Consider the following 21,943-nt stretch of genomic DNA (forward strand, 5'->3'; position numbering starts at 1 on the left):
CTTAGGAATGGCCTTCCGCTTGCGATCCTTCCTCACTCTGGTCACCGCAACAGCTCTTTCCCTCTCGGCCGCCGAGGGACAGACGCTCACGCTGAAACCCTTCAAGGATGACCTCTTCGCCTATCCCGCGACGCTGTCGAGCGGCGACAACGGCGCCTACACGGTGCTCGACTATCGCGAGATGCGCGATATCAACCAGCGCGACGAGGTACCGGAGAGGCGCGTGCACGCTCAATATACCGATCCCGGCGTGCGCAAGGTGCAGCAGGATCTGATGCTCAAGACCGATGCCGGGGACGTCAGGCATGTCGCGGTCGGCAAGACGGAAGGGGCGGCCATCATCGTGCTCTACCTGCACGGGCAGGGCGGCAGCCGCAAACAGGGCGTCGACGACTTCACCTTCGGCGGCAATTTCAACCGCATCAAGAATTTGATGGCCGACAATGGCGGTCTCTATCTTTCGCCGGACTTTCCCGATTTCGGCGACAAGGGCGCTGCCCAGGTCGCGGCGCTGATCGACCACTATGCGGAAAAATCGCCAGGCGCCAAAATCTTCGTCGCCTGTGGCTCGATGGGCGGCATGCTCTGCTGGAAGCTCGCCGCGAGCAAGGAAACGGGCGGTCGCATCAACGGCCTGCTGCTGCTCGGCTCGCTGTGGGACGAGACCTTTCTGACCAGCCCCGCTTTCAAGCGCCGGGTTCCGGTGTTTTTCGGCCAGGGCAGCCATGACGTGGTGTTCGATGTGGCGAAGCAGGAGGCATTCTTCCACTCGATCCTCGCCAAGTCGAAGACCTATCCGACCCGCTTCGTGCGTTTCGAAACCGGCACGCACGGGACGCCGATCCGCATGGTCGACTGGCGCGGCACGCTCAATTGGATGCTGACGAAAGCACCTTAGGGTCTGTCGATGTTCAGGTGAGGCCGGCCTGCAAATGGCGGCTTCCTGCGCTTCCGGTGCTCACGTACTTCAGTACGCTCCGCTCCGGTTCTCGGAAACCACCATTTTCGGCTCTGCCTGACCTGAATCTCAACAGACCCTGATCGCCCTATCAAGGCGGGGTGTTGTAATCCAGGACGGTCTCGGGATTGATCTCGCCGTCATAGGACGCGTCGACATCATACTGCACCAGCGAGAAATTGCCGTTGCGGAACAGATAGGTACCGGTCGATGAAGCGTCGCCGACGCCGCGCCATTTGTTCATGGACGTGATCGTCTTGGTCTTGTCGTCGTAGTCGGAATTGACCAGCTGATCGTCGGTCTGGAAGCCGATAATGTGGATCCCCTCGACCTTGCCTTCGCTGTTGTTGTTCTCATAGCGGATGTCGAGTTCCGGCGCCGCGAATTGCAGCTGCCTGACGCCGGAAACGTCGTCATGGATATAGTAGACCGCGCTCTCATTGTAGGCGGCCATCGAGCAGAAGAAACGGAAGAGCCGCGTCTCGCGCTCCGGTTCGTCGGCTCCGGCGTCCTTGTCCTTGTAGCGGATGGAGTAGGCGTCCGGGTCGCCGACCGGTTTGCCTTCCGGAGTCTCCTTGTCACACTGTTCGCCGTAGGCGGCGAGGAACGCCTTCTTGGCTTGTTCCAGTGCTTCATCCTTCTTCGGAGGTGGCGGGCCGTTGCCGCAGCCGGCCGGCACGGCATCTTCGAAATCCGAAGTCGACGGCTTCAGCGCGCCCTTGTCGATGAAGATCGGCTGAAACGGCGGCTCCTGGATCTGCGCGTTGACCTGGCGAAGCGTGTAGCAGCCGGCAAAGACCTTGGCCTCCCCCTTCTTGTCGGTCGCCTGGATAGCGACGGGCACGCTGTAGTAGATGCTGCCGGCGGCACCCTCGTCCGATACCGCGCCAGTCTTGACCTCGACCGTATCGGTATTGTCGTAGCCCTTGACGAATGCGTTGAAGTCTTTTGCCGGCTTGGTGTCGCCGAAATAACCCCAGGCGCGAGCAAATTCATGCCGGCCGATGGCGCTGTAGAGCGAGCGCACGACCGCATCTGCGCTGGATCTGTCGTCGATATAGGGCGCTTCGGCGGCGAGTGCCGACCGGCCGATGCCGGCAAGGGAGAACAAGGCAGTCGCTGCGAGAAGGACACGTCTCATCGGGAATCTCCGCTCGATAACGAAAATACTACCACGGCGATTGCGGCGAGGCGGTGACGCGGGGGCAGGGCTGCTTGAAGAATCGAGCCAGGAAGCGCTAGCTCACGGCCCGCGGCACTGAGGCCGCCTGGGAGATTACTAACGTGACCATATCCGTGTACGATTTTTCCGTGCCTGTCTTTTCGGCCCGGCTTGAAGGCGCTGGCCAGCGTGCTCTCGCTGGCCGAGCAGAACGCGGCCGACCGCAAGATCGACCCGCAAGTGTTCCTGACCGCCAGGCTGGCGCCCGACATGTTCGCGCTGACCCGGCAGGTGCAGATCGCAACCGACCACGCCAAGGGCGCGCCGTCGCGGCTCGCCGGCCGCGAAGTGCCGAAATACGAGGACAATGAGTCAAGCTTCGAGGAGTTGCACGCCCGAATCGCCAAGACGCTCGATCATCTGGCGACATTCTCGGCCGCCGATCTGGACGGGTCGGAGGAGCGGACGATCGAACTCAGGCTTGCCGGCCGCGAGGTGTCGTTGAGCGGGCTGCAATATCTGCTGCACGCCGCCATGCCGAACTTCTACTTCCACATCACCACGGCCTACGACATCCTGCGGCACAATGGCGTGCCGCTTGGTAAGTCGATTTTCCTGGGACGCTAGGCCCCAGGGTTTCCCGGCGCGGCCGGGAAACCTTCCTTATTTTGGTTTCGCAACCCGGACGGAAAAGCCCGGCGGGCTTTTCCGGGTTGATCCGGCGCCGGATCAGCGTATCGACATCTCGCGGGCGATACGCGGAAAATCGGCCGGCTTGATGCCGATATCGGCGCGGTCGGCATTGCTCATCGCGTTCAGAAGCGCGAGCGCCGAGCGATAACGCTGCTGTTCCTGCGGCCGCGGCCGCGCGAACATTTCGGTGAAGAACCCCATATCCCATGCCCCTAGTTTGTCCTCCACACTGCCAGAATATAGGTGATTTGTTACAATTGTGCAGTGCAGCAATTGCATGGCAGCCATGCCTGGCGATTTTTTTCGTCACAATCGATTTTTTTGAAACTTTAGCCGAAGCTCGATCGTACGCCCCGTGCTGGCACATGGCCGGCTTTTTCCTCGCCACTCCTGGCGATCTTGCCGGGCTGCACGAAAATGCAGCCCGGCCTTTTGCTTGCGGCCGACGTTTGGAGTGGAATGCCCACAATTGTTAACACCGTTGGCATTCATTTTTAACGACAGCGACCTAAGGTCGGCAACGACAGTGAGTACTGTCGCGACAGAGGGAGGCCGAGATCGGCACCGGGAACAAGCTCGATTTCGCTTCGTTGCTCGACGACCTCATCACCGCTTCCGAGAAGGGCGACGATGGAGGCGCCCGGCCATCCATTCCGTTCGACTATCTGTCGGTAGCGGACGAGCTCCACTCCGGCCGGATCAAGGTTGCGGGCGAAAGCGTGGCCACCGAATATCGTGAGGCCGGCGCCGATCTTGCCGCCGAGTTCGCCGCGCTTCTCGACCAGGCCAAGCTGTCGCTTGCCGATGAAGAGCACCGGCCGGAAGAAGACCTGCCGCCGATCGATCCCGAATCGATTGCCGGCGAGCTCGGCCTCGACCGCCCTGGGAAGAATGCCGATTTCGGCCGCATGCGCCGCAACTTCGCCTTCGCCAACCATCCGGACCGTGTCGCCCCGCATCTGCGCCAGCGCGCCATGATCCGCATGCAGGTGGCCAACATGCTGATCGACGAGGCCAAGCGACGCGCGCTGGCCGGCGCCAGGCGGTAGTTCCCTCCATCAGAGACTTCAACTGTTCGCTTCGGCGACCCATCGCAAGCCATCGAGATTGGCTGGAGCCTCTCCAACATTCGTCATCCTTGGGCGTAGCGACGCGAAGCGGAGTGCAGACCCAAGGATCCATGCCGTGACCTTCACCGTAGAGCGCGACGGTGCAGAATTCTGTAATCACTGCAACGCCTTAGGGTAACGGAATGGATTCTAGGGTCTGCGCGCGTCGCTTCGCTCCTTGCTCCGCCCTGGAATGACGAACTGACTGACGCTTCGGCCAATCTCGAAACTGGGCGACTTTGCAAAACGCAAGCGTTTTGCTCTATGTTCAACCTCCTCTTCGCGCAGCCCGCGCAACACCTCCCGCCGGAGACATTCCATGCACAAACGCCGCCTCGGTCGGACCGACCTCCTTGTTTCGCAAATCTGCCTGGGCTCGATGACCTGGGGCCAGCAGAACACCGAGGCCGAAGGCCATGCGCAGATGGACCTGGCTTTCTCCTACGACGTGAATTTCATCGACACCGCCGAGCTTTACCCGATTCCGCCAAAGGCCGAGACGCAAGGGCGGACCGAGAGGATCATCGGCAGCTGGATGAAGGCCAAGGGAAACCGCGACAAGGTCATCCTTGCCTCGAAAGTGGTCGGCCGCACCGCCAATGCCTGGTTCCGCGGCGACTGTCCGTCGAAGCTGGTGCGCGCCGACATCTTAGAGTCCCCGATAGGGGATCAGGAAACCCCACGCCTTTAGGCGGCTGGGATTGCGACGTTTGCAGTGTAGATTGGCTGGATGGAAGCTTACAAGCGCGGCAGCCATACGGTTTGGGACTGTAAATATCACCTGGTGTGGGTGACGAAGTACCGCTACGCGGTGCTTGGCGGCGACGTTGGAAATCGATGCCGGGAACTGCTGCGCGAGACGGCGCAAGCGCATGAGATGGTGGTGCACGCCGGGTCGATCAACCGGGACCATGTGCACATGCTGGTATCGATCCCGCCGAACCTGTCGGTATCGCGTGCGGTGCAATACCTGAAGGGGCGCAGTTCGCACAAGCTGCTGAGCGAGTTCGGGATATTGCGCAAGCGCTACTGGGGCCAGCACTTGTGGGCGAGGGGTTACTGGGCGGCGACGAGCGGGAACGTTACCGACGAGATGTGGGTTGAGTACATCAAGAACCAGACACCACCTGAGCCCGACGACAACTTCAACGTGACATGAGTTGGCGCCAGTCCGCCGGCGGGCGGACCGATCCGGCTTTAAGCCGTAACCTGAAGCCACCGCCTTGTAGGCGGTGGAGCATTCACACGCGATCGAGAAGTCGTTGGCCAAACTCGGCACCGATTATATCGACCTACCAGATTCACTGGCCGGACCGAGATATTCCGTGGGGCTCGAACCCGACACGCGTCGGCGCGGTTGCACGGCGGGCCGACGCTGCCGGCGCGCCGGCAGGCGAGACGCCGATTGCCGAGACGCTCGCCGTCTTTGACGAACTGGTGAAGGCCGGCAAGATCCGCCATCTCGGCCTGTCGAACGAGAGTTCCTGGGGCGTCATGCGCTTCCTCGCCGAGTCCGACAAGGGCATCGGCCCGCGCGTAGCCTCGCTGCAGAACGCCTATAATCTCGTCAACCGCACCTTCGAGGTTAACCTGGCCGAGGTCTGCGAGCGCGAGCAGGTGTCTATGCTTGCCTATTCGCCGCTCGCGCAGGGCTACCTCACCGGCAAATACGACCACGGCGCGCGCCCACTCGGCTCGCGTTCGCAACTCTTCAACCGTGGACAGCGCTACGAGACGCCGAATGCCGCGGAAGTGCTGCTCGAATACAATGAGCTGGCACGCTCCTTCGGCATGGAGCCGGCGCTCTTCGCCAATGCCTATGTGTCGAGCCGGCCGTTCGTGACCGCGAACATCGTCGGCGCAACAACCGTCGCGCAGCTCGACACGGCGCTGTCCTCCGCCGAGGTCAGGTGGACGGAGGAGATGCAGAAGGCGGTCGACGCCATCCACCAGCGCGTCGGCAATCCCTGCCCGTGACCGGAAATCATTGAGAAAAAGACAAGAAATCATGGGGGAACAGGCGGATGGAGACGATGGCAGATTTTCCGATCGGGGCCGTGCGTGAACGATTTCCGGCGCTTTCGCTGACCGACAGAGGCTGCCGCCGTATCTATCTCGACAATCCGGCCGGCACGCAGGTGCCGCAGGCAGTGGCGGACGCGGTGTCGCACTGCCTGCTGACGACCAACGCCAATCTCGGCGGGTTCTTCGAAACGACGATCGCGGCGCAGCAAGTGGTCGACGACGCGCACGCGGCGATGGTTGATTTCCTCGGTGCGGCAGGCGTCGAGGAAATCGTCATCGGCGCCAACATGACGACGCTGACCTATCATATGTCGCGCACGCTCGGCCGCATGATGAAGCCGGGCGACGAGATCATCGTCACGCGCATGGACCATGAAGGCAACGTTTCGCCCTGGCTGCAGCTTGCCGAGGACCTTGGTCTCGTCGTGCGATTCCTGCCGTTCGACGAACAGAGCTGGCAGGTCGAGGAAGCGGCCCTGCAGGCGCTGCTTTCGGAAAAGACGCGGCTGGTGGCGCTGAACTATGCCTCGAACCTCACCGGCTCGATCAACCGGGTGAAAGCGCTGACGGCGATCGCCAAGCAGACCGGCGCATTGGTCTATGTCGATGCCGTCCAGTTCGCGCCGCACGGGCTGATCGACGTGCAGGCGCTCGGCTGCGATTTCCTGGTCTGCTCGGCCTACAAGTTCTTCGGGCCGCATATAGGCATATTGTGGGGCCGCCGCGCCGTCATCGATAAGCTGAAGCCTTACAAATGCCGCTGCTCGTCCAACGGCCTGCCGGAGCGGTTCGAACTCGGCACGCCGCAGATCGAGCTGATGGCGGGCCTCACCGCCGCTGTCGACTACTTCGCCAATCTCGGTGCCGCGGCGGGCGAGGACGGCTCGCGGCGGCAACAAATCGCGAGGGCCTTCGAGATGTCGGTCGCCTACGAGAATGCGCTCGCCCGGCAGTTGATCGAAGGCCTGGCCGACATCGATGGCCTGACCATCCGCGGCATCACCGATCCCGAACGCTTCAGCGAACGCGTGCCGACAGTCTCTTTCACGGTCGACGGTATCGCGCCGGAGACGATGGTGCGGCAGATGAATGCCGAAAACATCTTCCTGTGGTCGGGCCACAACTATGCTTGGGAGATCGTCCACCAGCTTGGCATTCCGCCGGAGCAGGGCGTCGTGCGCATCGGCATCGCGCACTACAACACGGCGGCCGAGATCGCCGAGACGCTGGACAGCGTGCATCGCGCGATCGCGATGCTGAGGCAGGAACGTTCCTGAGTTAGTCCTTCTTGCCGCCGAAGCCTGTGAGGAAGGCGGTGAGATTGTCGCCGAGCGCATCGCAGAGATAGCCGCCTTCCTGGACGATCACCGTCGGCAGGCCGAGCCCGGCAATCGCCTCGCCGATGCGCGAGAAGCCCAGCGTCGTCACCGACAGGCCGCCGAACGGATCGCCCTCGAAAGCGTCGAGGCCGAGCGCCACCACAAGCACTTCCGGCGCGAAGGCGCGGATGCGCTGGAAGGCTGCCGCCAGCGCTTCGAGAAAGGCCGCGTCGCCGGATTTGCGCGGCAGCGGCAGGTTGAGATTGTAGCCGAGGCCGGGACCTTCGCCGCGCTCGTCGGCATGTCCCCAGAAGAACGGATAGAAGCGCACCGGATCGGCGTGCAGCGAGACGGTGAGCACGTCGGGACGGGCATAGAAGATGCCTTGCGTGCCGTTGCCGTGGTGCAGGTCGACATCGAGGATGGCGACGCGGGCGGCTTTTCTGCGCAGAACCTGAGCCGCGACGGCCGAATTGTTGATGAAGCAAAAGCCGCCGGCGACATCGGCGAAGGCGTGATGGCCCGGCGGGCGGCAGAGCGCATAGGCGGAAGGCGCGCCGGCCATCACCGCTTCGGCGGCTTCCACCGCGCTCCAGGCGCTCCATAACGCGCTGTTCCAGGTCTCGGCCGAGATTGGGCAGGCGGTGTCTGCCATGTGGTAGCCGGCCTGGCCGACCGCCGAGGCCGGATAGGAGCCGTTGCGGGCGATCGGGTGGATATTCGGGATCACCTCCGCCGATGCGCCTTCGATGCGCTGCCAGCGCGTGAAAATGTGCTCGAGGAAGTCGAGATATTCAGGCGTATGCACCGCCGCGACCGGACCAAGGCCATGATTCTTCGGGCGTTCGACCGTCAATCCTGCCAATCTTGTGCCGGCTAACAATCTTTCGATCCGCTCCGGCTTTTCCGGGTTGGGCTGCGGCGCGCCGCTGGAGAGGAAAGCGTTCGGATCATGGCGTTTCTGTTCCTCGGCATAGAAGGCTTTCATCGTCATTCCTCCGGCGTGTCGGCAAAGGCGAAAAAAGCGTCGCCGACGATCTTTTGCACCTGCTCGTAGCTCGACCAACCGATGCCGAGTTTTTCATAGAAGGTCTTGGCGGTCTCATTGTCCGTGTCGACGGAGAGCCTCAAATAGACGCCGCCTGCAGCGCGGCACTCCTTGGCCACCCGCCGCAGCAGTTTCTCGCCGATGCGTCGGCCGCGAAAGCGGTCCTCGACATAGACGTCCTGCACGAAGACGCCGGGCCGGCCCATCCAGGTCGAGAAGATCGGGAAATGCAGGCAGAGCCCGGCGAATTCGCCATCGACCTCGGCGATCAGGGTCGAGAAGGCGGGCTTGTCGCCGAAACCGTAGCGGCGGAGATCGTCAGGCGTCGAAGTGATTTCCTGATGCGCGCCGATGTGGGTGCCAAGGCGCAGCAGGGCGGCGTGGATGGTTTCGACGTCGTCGATCCGGCCGGGGCGGAGGGTGAGGGCTTGCGGGGTTTTGCTCATTGGGAGCGTAGCGTCCAGGCGCCCCCCTCTGTCCTGCCCGTCCTCCGCAGCAGCTGCGCTGCAGCTGCGGAGGGAGGACCGGACATCTCCCCCGCTTGGGGGGAGATCAGCAGCTTCTGCGCTGCCGCCCACTTTGCAACGTTTGAGATTTGCGAAGGCTGTCGTGACGGCAAATCTCCCCCCTTGTGGGGGAGATGTCCGGCAGGACAGGGGGGGGCGCGAAGGAACGCAAGCATCTCAGATTGGCTTTACCTCAAACGCCACCAAGCCTCACCCATCCACCGGCAGGTCGAGTTCGGCGGCGAGCGCCTCCAGTGAATCGCCGATGATGGAGATCATCTCGCCGATCTGCTCGCGCGTGATGATCATCGGCGGCGCCACCATGAAATTGTCGCCGTCGACGCCGCCCTTGACCTTGCGGCCATAGATGATCAGGCCGCGCGCATAGGCGTGGTCGAGCAGGCGCTGCGTCGCCTTTTTCGCCGGCGCGATCGGCGTCAGCGTTTCCGGATCGGCGACCATCTCGGCGCCGAGCAGCAGGCCCTTGCCGCGCACATCGGCGATGAAGGGGAAGCGCTTTTGCAGCGCCTTCAACTCGCCGATCAGCACGTCGCCCATGGCGGCGGCGTTGGCGATGAGATCGAGCCGGTCCATTTCGCCAAGCACGGCAAGGCCGGCGGCGCAAGCCAGCGGATTGCCGGCATAGGTGTGGCCGTGCTGGAAGCCGCCGGAGGCGAGCAGCGGCTCGACCAGGCGCATGGGTGCGGCAAGAGCGCCGAGCGGCGCGTAGCCCGAGCCGAGCCCTTTCGACAGCGCGACAATGTCGGGCCTGCAGTTCCAATGGTCGCCGCCCAAAAATTTACCGGTGCGGCCGGCGCCGCTCATCACCTCGTCATGGATCAGAAGGATGCCGTAGCGGTCGCAGATTTCACGGATGCGTGGATAGTAGCCGTCGGGCGCGACAAGGGCTGCGGTCGCGGCGCCACCGACAGGCTCCATGATAAAAGCGAGCACGCTTTCCGGACCCTCGGCGAGGATCTTTTCCTCCAGCATTTCGGCATAACGGATGCCGCGCTGTTCCATCGACAAGTTGTCACGGTCGCGCCAGACGGCCGGCGCCGGCACCGTCGGCATCACCCGCATCATCGGCGTAAAGGTCTCCGCCAGCGCGTCGTCGCCGGTGACCGCGAGCGAGCCGAGGGTGCCGCCGTGGTAGGAGGGGAAGCGGGCGATCACCTTCCAGCGCTTCGGCTGACCGGTGGCCACCGCCCACTGCCGGGCGAGCTTGATGCAGGATTCGGTTGCTTCCGAACCGCCGGAGACGAAGAAGATGCGGTCCATGCCCTCGGGAAGCTTTCCCGCCAGTGCTCGCGCCAGTTCTTCCGCCGGCTCGTTCTCGAAATGCAGCCGGTAGGCAAAGGTGGTCTTGTCCATCTGCCGCTTCATTGCGTCCAGCACGTTGCGGTTGGAGTGGCCGATATTGGCGACCATCGGCCCGCTCGATCCGTCGATGAAGCGCCGGCCATCCTTGGTCCAGAAATAGATGCCCTCGGCGCGGTCGACCAGCGGCCGGCGCAGGCTGGAGAGATAGAACAGATGCGACGGCGGCCGGACTTCGGCATCGGACGAGGGCTGCACTTCCGGTTTCGGCATGTCAGGACTTTCCAAGATAGCGATCGAGAACATTCTTGGTCACGCGTTCGACCATAGCGTCCCGCCTTAGCAGGCCGGCGACCCATTCGCAGCTTCCGGCGTGGAAGACCTCGCCTTTGCCGCGCGGGAAATTGACGATCATGCCGTTGCCGCGCTTGACCTTGTCGAGATTGGCGTCGCTCGCCTCGCCGAACAAAGTCTCGGCGGTGAAGCGGCCGTCCTCGTCGGTGAGGAACTGGTCCTCGATCGGAATGTCGGCGCTTTCCTCGACCTGGCTCGCCATGCCGACGGCGAGCACCTGCAAGCCGTCCGGCGCGCCGCTCTCCGCGGTCGGGTAGGGCAGGCCGCCGCGGATCTCGAAATCGAGCCCGTCGACCTCATAACCATAGACGTGGCTGTCGGCGCCGAGCAGGTCGCCATAATAGATGCCGGTGCCGGCGAAGGCCCAGTGCTCCGGCCGATAGACAGGGAAGCCGCGCACGCCGCGCGGCGCGCAGCCGCCCCAGCCGGCATAGACGCCCCTGGTCGCATTGAGGCCGAAGGTGGCGCTGCCCGGGCGACCGATCTCCGGCGCTTCCCAGGAGTTGGTGGCGCGGGTGACATTGCCGCCGCGATAGGCGGGATCCTCGGCGCGGGCGCGGTATTTGTAGCAGACTTGCCGGCGGCCCTCGTCCTCCAGCCTGGTCTGCCACATGAAATTGCCGGCGAAACGGGCGGCACGACCGCCTCGCTCGATATAGTTGTCGACCGCGTCGCGCATCTCCCAAGTCCAGTATTCGTCATGGCCGACGAAGACAACGCAGTCATAGCCGTCGAGGATCTCCGGCGAGAAATGCAGCTCGTGCTGGCTGACGAGATCGACCGCGTAGCCGGCGCGCTCGGCGAAGCGGAAGAAGTGGCTGTCGTAGCTTGCCCAGCCAGCAGAGGCGTATTTCTTCGAATGACCGGTGGCGAAGGCCCATTCCATATGCGGATAGCGCGGTACGGTTTTCGGCGGCACCGCGACCTCCAGCGGCACGCGCGGCGCATCCTTGGGCAACACCACGAAGCCGCGGCACCAGGGACGCTGTGTCGAAACCATCGTTGCGTACTGGTCGCGGTTCGGGCCAGTGATGCCCTGATAATGGTTCGACCCGCCCCAGGTATTGTAGGCCATCCAGGTGCCGGTCGCCGCGACCTGCAGCAGGCGGCCGGGCTTGCGGCCGGGCAGGGGTGCGACGATGAAGAGGTGGTGGCTGTGGATCGGTTTGCCGTCGCTGCCGTCGGCGGAAAGCATCACGCGGTAGGCTCCCGACGGCCAGTCGTCACCGACGCGGAATTCGAAAGACGCTTCCCAGCCGCAGCCTTCGACCGAGCATTGGTCGGGCGTGTCCTGCCAGCGCGCCGACAGGCCCATTCCCTCGAAGACCTTGGTTTCGGTTCCACCGTCGCGGACGACAACGATGTCGAACCGCGGCGCCGTGGAGCTGACATAAAGCGTTACCGTGTCGCCCGGCCGATAGGAAAAACGGTCGCTGTAGCCCCAGATCTCGCCGCTGGAGCCGTCCATTCCCGGCCACTCGTAATAGTGGCCGCGCACCGCCTCGCGGCGCTGCTCGGGCGTCAGTCCGAAATCGGGAAATTCGGCGGGCAACTGCGTCAAGAAACACCTAAAACCAAGAGGCCGCCATTGAGACCATTGGCCGGGCAAGCGTCAAATGGAAACGATCGGGCCAGCAAACGCTTGCGCTTGGCGATATCCGGCAAACGAACTAATTTCATTCTCAAGCGATGTTTTCCAACGCCGGGAGCCGACATGCTGCGCGTGCAAAGGGTCAAGGTCGACGATATCTATGTGCCGACGGCGCGTCGCAAGACGCTGCATCCCGAGACCGTGCGCCATCTCGCCGAGGACATTCTCGAGAACGGCATGAAGATACCGATCCAGGTGCGCCACGATGGCAAACGCCATGTCCTGGTCGAGGGGCTGCATCGGCTGGAAGCCGCCAAATGGCTCGGCGAAACCGAGATCGACGCCTATCTCGTTCAGGCCCGGCGCCACTAGTTCGATCCTATTTTGTTGCCGTGTCGCCCTGCATCAGCGCAAGCGATCACGTCCCATCAATGCTTTTTGATTGACGGTGGGATGCCGGTGACTACCGTGCCGGCATTCCCATCAACCGAGTGCTTGGAAATGACGAAATACCAGGGTGGATGCCTGTGCGGCGCGGTGCGCTATCGGGCCGAGGCCGAACCGATCAACGAGCGCGTCTGCCATTGCCGGATCTGCCAGAAGGCGATCGGCGCGGCCTTCAACGCGCGGCTTCTGTTTCGCATCGACGACGTCGCCGTCGAAGGGCCTTTGGCAACGGTCAATTCCTCGCCGGACCTCAAGCGCGGCTTCTGTTCTTCCTGCGGCACGACGCTGTTTTCGCGGCGCGATTCCAGAGGCATTCTCGGCATCACTTCCGGTTCGCTGGACGATCCGTCGGCGTTCAGGCCCGACATGCATTTCTGGACCGCTTCCATGCAGCCCTGGGTGCGGCTCGACGACGGCTTGCCGCAATATGAGGGTGCGCCGCCGGCGTAGAGCTTAACCTTCTCCCACAAGGAAAGAAGGGAAGCGCCTGCACAAAAATTTCATCTTCGATTCACGAGATAGCCGGCAAAGCGTCATTGGCGAGCCATCATTGGCTGCTTATCTGACCGTCATGCGGAAAGGCATCGAGGAGGCGACGGATGAGCGAGAGCATCAATACCCTGGACGAGCTTTTGAACGACCCGATGATCCAACTCGTCATGGAGCGTGACCGCGTGCGCCCGGCCGAGCTTCGCATGCTCTTGGAAAAGGCTCGCGACAGGGCCGCCGACGATTCCCGCATCGACCAGCCGGTGCTGCCGCCGGCGCATGTCGTGGCCAGAAGCTGCTTGAAGCAATGGCTGTACCGCTAGAGCCGTACATTCATCCCATCAGCTCGAATAAGCCGGCAAATAGCTGTAATGACTGCGGAAATAGGCAATTTTGAAACCGAGCCGCGCGTAGTTGCGGTAGGCCTGGCCATCGCGTTCGGGGCGGGGCGCCTCGATATCGGCGACGAACAGTTTCGCGCCGGCGGCGATCCCGTCGCGGACCAGCCTTTCGCCAAGCATGGCGTCGAGATCGAAGCTTGGCGCCATGATGCCGGGCACCGGCGCATCGATACCGCTCCAGGCGGCGCCATCCGAGATGAACAGTGAGCGCACCGCGGCCACCGCGCCACCACGTTTCAGCATGTAATGACGCCAGCCCTTGCGGCCGACCAGCGCCATGAGCCAAGGCGAGGTGGGCAGCCTGTACTTGCCATCGATGAAGGCAGCCCATTCCGGAGCCGTTTTGGGCGTGACCTCCTCGACCGACAGATCGTCGGCCGAAAACAGCGGTTCGGCCGCCAGCGGCGTCGCATCGCGAAAGATGCGCTCCCAGCCGCTCTGATGCTGCAGCCCGCGCGCTTCCAGCCAGCATCTTAGCCGCGACGGCTCGGTATGCGGGCTGGTGTAGAACCACGGCCGGAGAATGCCTGCAGCACGATAGTGCGCCAGCAGCGCGTCGAGTTGAGCCTCCGAGGCCGGGCTGTCGACGCCGATGTTCTTCACGCAGTTGAAATGGATGAACGGGATCGTCGTGCAGGTGGTCCAGACGAGGTCGCCGTCGCGAGCGATCGACAGGCCGTGCCGCGCGGCGAAATCCGCGGGTGCGGCGTCGTAGAGGTCGAGCCAGGCATTGACCTCGGCGCGCTCGATGGTGCGGCTCATGTCGCGTGACACCTCCTCGATCGCAATTTCGGGAACATGCGTTTCCGGCGGCACGACCGGCTGTAGTTCCGAGAGGGCGGCGGTCGACATGGTGGTCCTCCTCTGATTTACCTTACAGTGTAAGATTAGCGGATCATAATATGGGCGCGCCCGTTGTCAAGCAGGATTAGCGGCACCTTACAAATCCGTGAGTTGGATTCACGGTGTCGTGAGGCTAAGCCTGTCCTGGAGGGGCTTTGCGAATGACGATTGACTTTTGCTCCGGCGGGACCGGGGCGCTGGGGAAAGGACTGAGATGACCGACGTCTGCACTCAAGGGTTGGATACCGGCTTTGTCGGCCTGGGCTATGCCAAGGTGGCGTTTCTCGGCATTGTCCAAGGCATTACCGAATTGCTGCCGATCTCTTCGACGGCGCATATGCGCGTCGTGCCGGCCGTGCTAGGCTGGCAGGATCCGGGTTCCGCCTTCTCGGCCGCCATGCAGCTTGCGGCCCTTGCCGCGGTGATCAGCTATTTCTGGAGCGATGTCAGGGAAGTCGCGGTGGGTTCGCTGGCGGCGCTTGCGCGGCGCGATTACGCCAACCGCTACTTTCGCCTGGCGATCGGCATCGTGCTTGCGACGGTTCCGATCGTCATCGTCGGCCTTGCGCTTTCCGGCGTGCTCAACGCCTGCAATTCGCCGCTGCGTGGGCTGGCCGTAATCGGCTGGTCCTGCATCGTCATGGCCGTGCTGCTTGCGCTCTCCGAAATCTATGCCAGCCACAGGCTTACACTCGACAAAGTCTCGGTGCTCGACGCCTTGCTTGTCGGCGTTGCCCAGGTGGGCGCGCTCATTCCCGGCGTCTCGCGCTCGGGTTCGACGCTGACGGCGGCGCTGGGTCTTGGCTATGCCCGGCCGGAGGCCGCGCGGCTCTCCTTCCTGCTCGGCCTACCGGCGATCGCGCTTGCCGGCCTGAAGGAGCTTTGGGAACTGCACAAGATTCACCTCGGTGCATATGGCTGGTCGGTCCTGGCCGTCGGCCTCGTCGTCGCCTCGATCTCGGCCTTCTTCGCCATATGGGGCCTGATGCGCGTGCTCGAGCGCTTTTCCGCCTGGCCCTTCGTCGTCTATCGCGGCCTGCTGGGCGTCGTGCTCTTGATCAGCGTCGCTGCCGGCTGGGTGAGCTAGAGGCAGCCGCAAAATCGGCTATATCGACACCTGAACCTTCGCTTCGGGTGTTTTGATGGATCTTGCGACGCTGCTGCAATCGGTGCCCTTGCTGGCAACGCTGGTGAAATCGGCGCTGCCGGCCGCCGTCGGCGCGACTTTGGGCGCCGGGCAATGGCTGGCGGCGCTGCCGCCGTGCCGCAACCTGACCTTCGAGACCGCGACCTATCTCGTCTGCGAGACCGATCCGCGGCAATTTTCGATCGAGCTGTTCTGGAAGAACAAGGATGGCGACCTCTACCGCTCGCTTCACAATCTGCGCGCGGCCGAGCAGGCCGCCGGGCGCACAATGCTCTTCGGCATCAATGCCGGCATGTATCATCCGGACCTCGCGCCGGTAGGGCTCTATGTCGAACAGGGCAGGCAGGTCACGCCCGCGAAAACCGGGGCCGGCACCGGCAATTTCTCCATGCAGCCGAACGGAATTTTTTATCTCAGCGGCGGCAAGGCGGGCGTTCGCGCGACGAGGGACTATCTGGAGCGTCCGCCGCGTGTGGATTACGCCACCCAATCGGGGCCGATGCTGGTCATTGACGGCAAGCTGCATCCGAAATTCCAGGCCGGCAGTCCATCGCGAAAAATCCGCGACGGCGTCGGCGTACGGGCCGACGGCGTCGCCGTCTTTGCCATCTCGAACGACGTCGTGACCTTCCACGAATTCGCCCGCCTGTTCCGCGACGAGCTTGGCTGCCCGAACGCGCTGTTCCTCGACGGCTCGATATCGAGCCTCTATGCGCCGGCCATCGGCCGCAACGACGATTTCTGGAATCTCGGTCCGATGATCGGCGTGTTCAGGCGAGGTGGCTAGACACCAGCCATCGGCCAGCGGCGGAAAGCTGCATGACAGCACCGCGGCGCCTTCACGTTCAGTTGGATGCGTCCTGGATTGCGGACAGCAGCCACGGGCCGCCAGCCTCGCGTGTAAAAGTCCACAATTCGGTCGCTTCGACAGGATTTTTCGGATCGCCCTTTTCGACGGCGCCGGTCTGGCGATTGCGCATGACATCGATGGCCTGCCAGCGCATTGCCGCCGTGGCGTAGTCGCGCGAGCCTTCTCGCCACGCCTCCGCAATATCGGCTTCCAGCAGCTCGAGATTGGTCACGTCGTTTTTGAGGCCATGAGTCGCGTTGTCCGCGAGCTCCTCCGAAAGATAGGAGACCATCTCTGGCGTCGTCAGCCGCCGCAAGCCTTGATGGTCCTCACGGCTGAACGCGGCCTGCACGTCGCCGAGGATACGTTCGAACGCGTCCCGGTCGGCATCCGTGATGCCGATTTCGTCAGCGCCGGATGCGCCGGCCGCGCCCAAACCCGTGGTGCGGGATGGGTAGCTGGGTTGGGAACCTCCCCAGCCTTGCTGGCCGAAGGGAAAGCCGGAGCTTCTCATATTGGCCGGCGCGGCATTGTCGCGGCTGAAAAACCGCATCGCCAGCATGATGAGGCCGCCGATGAGCAGCAGCTGGAAGATAAAGCTGAAGCCGCCGCCGATGCCGCCGAAGCCATGGCCGAGCATCATGCCGAACAGGCCGTTGAAGAGCAGTCCGCCGACCAGCCCGCCGACGAAGCCGCCGCCAAACCCGTTCCAGAATCCCGGTCGCGCCTGGCCGGGAAACGACTGCGACGGCGGTATCGACTGGGTGGTGTTCGGCGTCATCGAGCGCGTTACAGGCGCGGTATAGGGCGCGGTCTTCGTCGGTGTCGGAGCCTGGAAAGTACGGCTGCCGCGGCTGCCGAAACTGCCGCCCATGCGCGCCTCGGCGGTGCCTATGGACACACTTCCGAGCGCCATCAGCAGGATCAGGAAGATCAACGCGACTTTGATCGTCCGTGATTTTGACATTGGTGACAGATCCTTGGGGTGACAATCCTTGGGTCGGAGCGTTTCAAACTCATCTTGCGAACCCCCTATATGGGTACGAATTAAGGCAGGGTTAGACCCAGTCTTTCAGACGTCGGCCGCAGCCGTCCAATCGGAGCCTTGCGGCTTCCCGATTCATGGCGGCTTGGGGCGTCCGCGAATCGCCAGGCCGGACCAAAAGTAAATTTTGATTCAAACTTTGTTGGTAATTTCTCATTAGGAATGGGGCTTCCGGCGGCGCTGTTCCTGCCCTCGGTCTGTTTTGTTTTGCGTACAGGTCAAGATGCGGATTCCTAGCGTCGTCAGTTTCGTGCTCGCAGCGCTTTGCCTTGCCGGCTGCTCGTCCACGTCAGGCGTCGACGCCTTGCAGATGCCGTCCAGCGAGACAACAAGCTCCGTCGTGCGGCCGAGCGCGCCGGTGACGAAGGCCGTGAGGACGGTTGACACCGAGACAACAGTCGAGGCCGCGTCGATGTCGGGCGCCGCGCGTATCAAGCCGCCGGCGCCGCTGCTTGACGAGGACAATGCGCGTCCCGGCGACGAGAACTCGCGTGCCGGCGACGAGAACTCGCGTCCTTTCGGCCTCGCCGAGGAAGAGACGGTGGCGTTTCCCGCGCCCAACCTGCCGGACAGCGCCGAGCCGCCGGTCGAGGCGGCGGCGCTCGTCTCGCCACCGAAGCGGCTGTCGCGCGCTGCACCAGCCATGCTGGCCAGCCCGGTCACCCGCTATGCGTTCCGCGACGCCAAGCCGATCAATTTCGGCCGGTCTTCGCCCCGGCACCTTGCGGTGCACGGTGTCGACGTCTCGCGCTGGCAGGGTGACATCAGCTGGGGCAAGCTGCGCGCCCAGGGCGCCAACTTCGCCTACATCAAGGCAACCGACGGCGGCGACCATCTCGATCCGATGTTCATGAGGAATTGGCGCGGCGCCGACGCCGCCGGGCTGAAGCGGGGCGCTTATCACTTCTTCTACTGGTGCCGCACCGCAGGCGAGCAGGCCGACTGGTTCATCCGCAACGTGCCGAAGGTCGATGGCGCGCTGCCGCCGGTGATCGACGTCGAATGGAACGGCGACTCCTCCTGCAGGCGGCGGCCGTCGCGCGAAAAAGTGCTGGAAAAGATGCAGGTGTTCATGGACAAGCTGGAGCGCCACTACGGCCAGCGGCCCATCATCTACACCAGCCCCGACTTCTATCGCGACAATCTGCGCGGCGCCTTCCCGGACTATGCGTTCTGGCTGCGCGCGGTGGCCGCCCACCCGTCAAAGGTCTATCCAGGCCGCAAGTGGCTGTTCTGGCAGTATTCGGGCTCCGGCCTGTCGCACGGCGTGAGGGGGCGCGTCGACCTCAACGTCTTTCACGGCGACGAGCGGCAATGGCGCGCCTGGCTGGGCGGCGGCCAGATGGTCGCCGACGCGGATTGAGCCGCCTTCGGATTGCCTCGGCTATCTCGGTGGCAGAGATCGCGAATCAGTGATTGACGCATAGGCCAGCACGCCCATGAAGACCGCGAAATAGGCCAGAACGACGGCGACGACGATCAGGGTTTCGGTGGGCACATCCAATCTCCTCGGAAAGAACAGCCGGAGGAGACAGCGGGACGCGTGGCAATGCCTTGATCTGGATCATGCGATCGATCATTTCTGCATTCGCAGCGTTCCGATTGCCGGCACGAGAAGCGATGCTGGCGGATTATAGCCGCCGACCGACATGGTAGCGGCTCGCCACCGCCCACTGCTTGCCGGCCTTACCGCGCTCAGCAGGTGACCAGATCCGTGTGGCCAAAACCCTTGGAGTAGTCGAGCACGGAGATGACCGCGGGTATCACCCGAAATATGCGGACCTGCTCCGGCGTCGGCATCGGACCTGGCAGCGAGGCTTGCGGCGGATATTTCATCGGCAGCATCCGCAGAACCTTCTCGGCCTCGGCCCTGTCGGTGACCGGCTCCGCGCGCGCCGCCATCGAAAGTCCGGTAATCTCCATCACCTGAGGCGCGTCGTGGTCGATGGTCAGCGACACACGATCGTCCCGCGCGATGTTCGCTGCCTTCTGGCTGTCCAGGCCGCAGAGGAAGTAGAGCGTGAGGCCGTCGTTGACGTAGCCGACCGTCGTCGCCTGCGGCCAACCGTCCGGCCTCAAGGTTGCAACCGTCATGACCCGATGCTGATCCAACAGCGTCTCGATCTTGTCCTTGATCTCCTGGTCCATTCTTGCCTCCGAAGTCATTGCTGACGGCGGCCATGGTAAGGATCGTGGATAGCGTGGCTTTGACGTACGTCAACGCATGGGCTGCAACGCGCCCTGGCCGCGATGTCCGACCGGATGAACACACTTGCATGCGCGCCGCAACTCGCTGCCACGGAACGATCCGGCAAGGCATTCGTTGGAATCGACCAGGGATATCGTGCGGCGAGAAGCGAGCGCTCTGCGAACAATCAGGCGAATGACCAAACCGCACCTGTCGTCCATCCGGAAGGAGGAGAACCTGGTCGCTGCCGAAGCCGGTTCGTGGGTCGTTGCGGGGCGCCGTGCGGCATCAAAATCGGAAGGGACCAACATGCCACTGACACTAACCAGTCCTGCGTTCGCCGACGGAGATCCCATCCCCGAACGTTTCACCCGCGATGGCGAAAATATTTCTCCGCCTCTGAAATGGTCGGGGATCCCTGACGGGACCAGGAGCCTCGTTCTCGTCGTGGACGATCCCGATGCACCACGCGGGACGTTCGGCCACTGGGCGGTGTTCAACATTTCGCCCGACGTCGAGCAACTAGCCGAAGGCGAGGACGGAAAGCCGGGAACCGAAGCACTCCAGCAAGGGAAGAACGACTTCGGCAACGCCTCCTACGATGGCCCGGACCCGCCGGTAGGGCACGGAGTTCACCACTACCATTTCCGGCTGGCGGCTCTCGATGTGCCGAGCCTCGGCATTCCCGGCCAGACCGGCATCAAGGAAATCTGGAAGGAGGCTAGGCGCCACGCGATCGAGGCGACGGAACTCGTGGGCACATACGAACATGCCGCCTGAGGTGGCGAAGGCTTTTTCCGTCAGGCAGCGCCGGCCGCGTCACTCGGGAGCCCGCAAATGAACAATCCAGACCCGAACAATCCCGAACCGATGCCGGGCGATCCCGGCCCAGAGCCCTCCCGTCCTCCAGCTCCACCGGAAAACCCGCCCGGAGAACCACCAGGCGTTCCTCCGCCTTCACCGGATCCTATCCCGGGACCGGGGAGGGGACCCCCTGATATTCCGCCGGATGCGCCACCTGAGATCCCGCCGGAGGAGCCGACATTTCCCAAGCCGACGGCAGGAACTCCGCCGACGGGTTCAAATCAGATCGCCGGAACCCATTTCCAGAACACGCCTTCCATCCTCTCGGGATAGTATTTGAATTCACATTCGAACCGTCGTCCGTAGCTGGCGGCGGCAGCAAGCGCTGCCTCGCTGACAGGGCGCATGCCCGTTCCCGGCGCGAACCAATCCTCCAGCAGATCGTCCGGCACATAGGCGCCGATCCTCAGCGGCAGTTGTTGAAGGACAACGTCCATTTCCTTCGGCGGCAACGCGTTCATTCGCCTCCGGCTCCTCGCGAGTGCGGTGAATTGAAGTTCCTGCGATTCAAGAATTCCGAAATCACACTAGGAACTGTGGGCTCGGTCTGGAGTTCCATGAGAACCTCTTCTTCCCTTCTCCCCTTGTGGGAGAAGGTGGCCGCGAAGCGGCCGGATGAGGGGTGTTCCAGCGGAGTGAGACGTCTGCGTTCCCTGGAACACCCCTCATACGTCTCGGCGCTACGCGCCGATCCACCTTCTCCCACAAGGGGAGAAGGAGAGGGCGTGCGCTACGCCTCGTTGATCATTGCCTCGACGTTGTAGCCATCGGGATCGAGCACGAAGCGGGCGTAATAATTTTCAGCATAGTCCGGGCGCGGGCCAGGCGGGCCATTGTCCCTGGCTCCTACTTCAAGTGCCGCCCGATAGAACGCATCGACGTCCGCGTTGCTCCCACCAGGAAGGCAACATGCAGATGGGTGAGCGGCGGCTTCTCGCCCGTGCGCTGGATCTCGAACAGGCAGCCATTGCCGACATCGAAGGCCCAGAATACGCCTTCCTTGCCGAAGGAGAGGCGATAGCCCAACGGCGGGAAAGCCTTTTCGTAGAAGAGCTTGCTCTTATTAAGGTCGCTGATCTCGATGGCGGCGTGATCGAGCATCGTGTGTTTTGGAGAATCGCGACCAAGCGAGTGCGGCCACCCACAATGGAAACATGGCCAGTGGCGGCTATGCCTCTATGTATTCCGCCAGACTGACGCCTTTCGGTATATCCAGCCCGTCAGCACGCAAGCCCTCGATATGGAAGCGAATTGCGTCGCGGATTTCGCTTTCCACTTCAGGTACCGTTGCGCCGGTGGCGATGCAACCCGGCAAGTCTGGCACATAGGCGGAAAAATTATCTCCGGCTTTTTCGATCACCACCGCGTAACGCATGTCATCGCTCCTTCAGACCGGACTGCTTGAGGATGCTGTTCAGCGTTCCTGGTGCAACCTCTTCAGACGGCTTGCCGGCCACGGTGACGCGGCCGGCTTTGATTTTGTGCTTATATTGGCGATGGCTGCCCTTGGTTGCAACCAGATACCAGCCATCGGCCTCCAGCATGCGAATAACTTTGCGGACCGTAAGCCGAGGCGGCATTTAG

General features: G+C 63.0%; 23 protein-coding genes and 4 pseudogenes. 14 read left to right on the forward strand and 13 right to left on the reverse strand.

The genetic code is table 11. From position 1 onward, the window contains the following. Positions 1-7 precede the first annotated feature (7 nt). Positions 8-898 carry an alpha/beta hydrolase gene (locus P9236_RS08170; RefSeq protein WP_278074097.1) on the forward strand — a complete coding sequence of 297 codons (891 nt, stop codon included), beginning with the start codon at positions 8-10 and terminating at the stop codon, positions 896-898. 151 nt (positions 899-1,049) lie between these two features. Here the strand turns inward: P9236_RS08170 and P9236_RS08175 are convergent, their stop codons facing one another. Next, a complete protein-coding gene (locus P9236_RS08175) occupies positions 1,050-2,099 on the reverse strand; it encodes a DUF1176 domain-containing protein (RefSeq protein ID WP_278074098.1) in 1,050 nt (349 codons plus the stop codon). A 143-nt stretch (positions 2,100-2,242) separates the two neighbouring features. Between P9236_RS08175 and P9236_RS08180 the strand changes: the two are divergent. Beyond that, a pseudogene (locus P9236_RS08180) lies at positions 2,243-2,747 on the forward strand (DUF1993 family protein). A gap of 102 nt (positions 2,748-2,849) precedes the next feature. On the opposite strand, the gene P9236_RS08185 reads toward P9236_RS08180, so the two are convergent. Further along, positions 2,850-3,014: a DUF1127 domain-containing protein gene (locus tag P9236_RS08185; protein WP_082954041.1), complete on the reverse strand. Its 165-nt coding sequence runs from the start codon at positions 3,012-3,014 to the stop codon at positions 2,850-2,852. Positions 3,015-3,403: 389 nt separating this feature from the next. Here P9236_RS08185 and P9236_RS08190 point away from each other — a divergent pair, with 389 nt between their 5' ends. The 5 genes and pseudogenes from P9236_RS08190 to P9236_RS08210 all read left to right on the forward strand — a co-directional run bounded on the left by P9236_RS08190 (position 3,404) and on the right by P9236_RS08210 (position 7,224). Continuing rightward, positions 3,404-3,862: a hypothetical protein gene (locus tag P9236_RS08190; RefSeq protein WP_278074101.1), complete on the forward strand. Its 459-nt coding sequence runs from the start codon at positions 3,404-3,406 to the stop codon at positions 3,860-3,862. Between the two features lie 379 nt (positions 3,863-4,241). Beyond that, positions 4,242-4,580, forward strand: a pseudogene (locus P9236_RS08195) (aldo/keto reductase); the annotation flags it as partial. 72 nt (positions 4,581-4,652) lie between these two features. Then, complete coding sequence (tnpA, locus tag P9236_RS08200) at positions 4,653-5,081, forward strand: IS200/IS605 family transposase (RefSeq protein WP_278073213.1); 429 nt, start codon at positions 4,653-4,655, stop codon at positions 5,079-5,081. 88 nt (positions 5,082-5,169) lie between these two features. Next, positions 5,170-5,899 (forward strand): annotated as a pseudogene (locus tag P9236_RS08205) (aldo/keto reductase); the annotation flags it as partial. A gap of 56 nt (positions 5,900-5,955) precedes the next feature. Continuing rightward, complete coding sequence (locus P9236_RS08210) at positions 5,956-7,224, forward strand: cysteine desulfurase-like protein (RefSeq protein ID WP_278074102.1); 1,269 nt, start codon at positions 5,956-5,958, stop codon at positions 7,222-7,224. A gap of 1 nt (position 7,225) precedes the next feature. Here the strand turns inward: P9236_RS08210 and P9236_RS08215 are convergent, their stop codons facing one another. The 4 genes from P9236_RS08215 to P9236_RS08230 form a co-directional block, all read right to left on the reverse strand. Next, entirely contained in the window at positions 7,226-8,254 is a 1,029-nt protein-coding gene (locus P9236_RS08215; protein WP_278074103.1) for a histone deacetylase family protein, read from the reverse strand. A 2-nt stretch (positions 8,255-8,256) separates the two neighbouring features. Next, on the reverse strand, positions 8,257-8,760 hold the full coding sequence (locus tag P9236_RS08220) for a GNAT family N-acetyltransferase (RefSeq protein ID WP_278074104.1): 504 nt from the start codon (positions 8,758-8,760) through the stop codon (positions 8,257-8,259). Between the two features lie 270 nt (positions 8,761-9,030). Then, complete coding sequence (locus tag P9236_RS08225; protein WP_278074105.1) at positions 9,031-10,413, reverse strand: aspartate aminotransferase family protein; 1,383 nt, start codon at positions 10,411-10,413, stop codon at positions 9,031-9,033. 1 nt (position 10,414) lies between these two features. After that, positions 10,415-12,055 (reverse strand): N,N-dimethylformamidase beta subunit family domain-containing protein, encoded by a 1,641-nt coding sequence (locus P9236_RS08230; RefSeq protein WP_278074106.1) that lies wholly within the window; start codon positions 12,053-12,055, stop codon positions 10,415-10,417. 153 nt (positions 12,056-12,208) lie between these two features. Here P9236_RS08230 and P9236_RS08235 point away from each other — a divergent pair, with 153 nt between their 5' ends. The 3 genes from P9236_RS08235 (at position 12,209) to P9236_RS08245 (ending at position 13,344) form a co-directional block, all read left to right on the forward strand. Further along, positions 12,209-12,457 (forward strand): ParB N-terminal domain-containing protein, encoded by a 249-nt coding sequence (locus P9236_RS08235; protein WP_278074107.1) that lies wholly within the window; start codon positions 12,209-12,211, stop codon positions 12,455-12,457. 129 nt (positions 12,458-12,586) lie between these two features. Beyond that, positions 12,587-12,982, forward strand: coding sequence for a GFA family protein (locus P9236_RS08240; protein WP_278074108.1), 396 nt, complete (start codon positions 12,587-12,589; stop codon positions 12,980-12,982). A gap of 149 nt (positions 12,983-13,131) precedes the next feature. Further along, on the forward strand, positions 13,132-13,344 hold the full coding sequence (locus P9236_RS08245; RefSeq protein ID WP_278074109.1) for a hypothetical protein: 213 nt from the start codon (positions 13,132-13,134) through the stop codon (positions 13,342-13,344). A gap of 18 nt (positions 13,345-13,362) precedes the next feature. On the opposite strand, the gene P9236_RS08250 is transcribed toward P9236_RS08245, so the two are convergent. Further along, positions 13,363-14,274, reverse strand: coding sequence for a hypothetical protein (locus P9236_RS08250; protein WP_278074110.1), 912 nt, complete (start codon positions 14,272-14,274; stop codon positions 13,363-13,365). A gap of 205 nt (positions 14,275-14,479) precedes the next feature. Between P9236_RS08250 and P9236_RS08255 the strand changes: the two genes are divergently transcribed. Then, the gene (locus P9236_RS08255; protein ID WP_278074111.1) at positions 14,480-15,352 is read left to right on the forward strand and encodes an undecaprenyl-diphosphate phosphatase; all 873 of its coding nucleotides are present in this window, start codon (positions 14,480-14,482) and stop codon (positions 15,350-15,352) included. 55 nt (positions 15,353-15,407) lie between these two features. Further along, the gene (locus P9236_RS08260) at positions 15,408-16,199 is read left to right on the forward strand and encodes a phosphodiester glycosidase family protein (protein ID WP_278074112.1); all 792 of its coding nucleotides are present in this window, start codon (positions 15,408-15,410) and stop codon (positions 16,197-16,199) included. 58 nt (positions 16,200-16,257) lie between these two features. Here the strand turns inward: P9236_RS08260 and P9236_RS08265 are convergent, their stop codons facing one another. Continuing rightward, complete coding sequence (locus P9236_RS08265) at positions 16,258-17,229, reverse strand: TIM44-like domain-containing protein (RefSeq protein WP_278074113.1); 972 nt, start codon at positions 17,227-17,229, stop codon at positions 16,258-16,260. Between the two features lie 301 nt (positions 17,230-17,530). On the opposite strand from P9236_RS08265, the gene P9236_RS08270 reads away from it, so the two are divergent. After that, the gene (locus P9236_RS08270) at positions 17,531-18,670 is read left to right on the forward strand and encodes a GH25 family lysozyme (RefSeq protein ID WP_278074114.1); all 1,140 of its coding nucleotides are present in this window, start codon (positions 17,531-17,533) and stop codon (positions 18,668-18,670) included. A 332-nt stretch (positions 18,671-19,002) separates the two neighbouring features. Here the strand turns inward: P9236_RS08270 and P9236_RS08275 are convergent, their stop codons facing one another. Then, positions 19,003-19,455, reverse strand: a complete 453-nt coding sequence (locus P9236_RS08275) for a pyridoxamine 5'-phosphate oxidase family protein (RefSeq protein ID WP_278074115.1) — start codon at positions 19,453-19,455, stop codon at positions 19,003-19,005. A gap of 349 nt (positions 19,456-19,804) precedes the next feature. Here P9236_RS08275 and P9236_RS08280 point away from each other — a divergent pair, with 349 nt between their 5' ends. Beyond that, positions 19,805-20,275, forward strand: coding sequence for a YbhB/YbcL family Raf kinase inhibitor-like protein (locus P9236_RS08280; RefSeq protein WP_278074339.1), 471 nt, complete (start codon positions 19,805-19,807; stop codon positions 20,273-20,275). A gap of 305 nt (positions 20,276-20,580) precedes the next feature. Here P9236_RS08280 and P9236_RS08285 read toward each other — a convergent pair whose 3' ends face one another. The 4 genes and pseudogenes from P9236_RS08285 to P9236_RS08300 all read right to left on the reverse strand — a co-directional run bounded on the left by P9236_RS08285 (position 20,581) and on the right by P9236_RS08300 (position 21,939). After that, entirely contained in the window at positions 20,581-20,811 is a 231-nt protein-coding gene (locus tag P9236_RS08285; RefSeq protein WP_140533726.1) for a hypothetical protein, read from the reverse strand. Positions 20,812-21,089: 278 nt separating this feature from the next. Then, a pseudogene (locus P9236_RS08290) lies at positions 21,090-21,460 on the reverse strand (VOC family protein). A gap of 67 nt (positions 21,461-21,527) precedes the next feature. Next, positions 21,528-21,734: a type II toxin-antitoxin system HicB family antitoxin gene (locus P9236_RS08295; RefSeq protein WP_278074116.1), complete on the reverse strand. Its 207-nt coding sequence runs from the start codon at positions 21,732-21,734 to the stop codon at positions 21,528-21,530. A gap of 1 nt (position 21,735) precedes the next feature. Next, complete coding sequence (locus tag P9236_RS08300) at positions 21,736-21,939, reverse strand: type II toxin-antitoxin system HicA family toxin (protein WP_278074117.1); 204 nt, start codon at positions 21,937-21,939, stop codon at positions 21,736-21,738. Positions 21,940-21,943 lie beyond the last annotated feature (4 nt).

The organism is Mesorhizobium sp. WSM4884 (assembly GCF_029625675.1).
Lineage (GTDB): Bacteria > Pseudomonadota > Alphaproteobacteria > Rhizobiales > Rhizobiaceae > Mesorhizobium.